The 1278-nt window shown below is 45.9% G+C and carries 1 protein-coding gene; it reads left to right on the forward strand.

Going from position 1 to position 1278, the window contains the following annotated elements; genetic code table 11:
• Positions 1 to 291: 291 nt before the first annotated feature.
• A partial coding sequence (locus tag D5270_RS16450) for a hypothetical protein (RefSeq protein ID WP_166545095.1) occupies positions 292 to 1278 on the forward strand: 987 nt, incomplete at its 3' end.

The raw sequence follows: 1278 nt of genomic DNA on the forward strand, positions 1-1278 counted from the left end.
TAGGACTATAACTTGGGCTGGGAATGGATATGTTTTAGCAACATGTGATAACTCGGACAAGCCGCATAATCACTTTGAATCATATCAGTACATAGGAGTCGTGTGCAGTAGTTGCGGAACAAGAATAATGATGGACAGAAAGACTGTCACGAGTACATGTACCATCATGACAGTATAATTCTTCCATACATTTTCCGTAGATAAGTAGCGGTTGTATAACAATAGACTTGGGAAACTAAGTCTATTGTTATCGTTAATTCCAAACAGATTTATTAGAATGGATGACTGTTTATGAGAAGAATTTCTATGTTGTTTACTGCCGTATGCTTCCTAACTTTATTTGTTGCGATAACAGGGTGTAAAACTGAGGAAAACCTTACACTGGAAGGGGTTTCATCTTATGACTCCGAAGAAAATGCCGCAGAAGAGAAGAATTCTTCCCCGCTGCAGGTCCTCATCGATGTCGAATATGGAAGCAATATATATCTTAGGCTCCAAGACGAGCTTACGAACTATGGCAAGGAATATGTCCACGGAAAATGGGAAGGTGTCAGCCTTCAGGACAAGATAGCGGATATGGGTGGGCCGTCCTCTGTTGAGGTCGAGATAGCTCCTATCAGGGAGAACGAGCGGGACGTATATTTGACCGGTCTGCGTACAGAAATGATGTCCGGCGGAGGCCCGGACGTCTTTGTGTGCCGGACCGGCACCGGTTATCACATGAAGACAAAGGGCGACGAACCTGACTATAGTAGCGGATATGTCAAGTCCCAGCCGCTGTTCAAATTTCCCCAGCAGGCAATGAAAAGAAATATGTTCCTGGCGCTGGACAGCTATATAGAAAATGCACAGTTCATGGAGTGGGATAAGCTGACCCCGGTGGTGATGGAGGCAGGAAAAACAGAAAAAGGGCAGCTTTTGCTGCCGATGACATATACAGTTGCTACTACAGCCTTTCGGGAGTCCGATGTTGAACATACGCCGTCGAAGGATATGAAATGGGAGGATATGCTCTCCGGTGGGCCACATATGCCCCTCGCGGCAATCGCGGTGATAGACCACATAGGGAACGGGCTGGCGCCGTTTGCCGACTATGAGCACGACAAGCTGGCTGTCTCGGAGGAGGAGATGGTTCGGTACTATAGTGAAAAGCTTGATAATCGTGAGAAATATAAAGAGGAAAGCGGGGTTCCCTACATCGGGTTTAATTTGCAGGTTCTGGATGAAATTGATTTGAGTATTTATGACGAAGGATTCGAAAAAGACGACCCCATTGTA

The organism is Acutalibacter sp. 1XD8-36 (genome assembly GCF_009917525.1).
GTDB lineage: Bacteria > Bacillota > Clostridia > Oscillospirales > Acutalibacteraceae > Acutalibacter.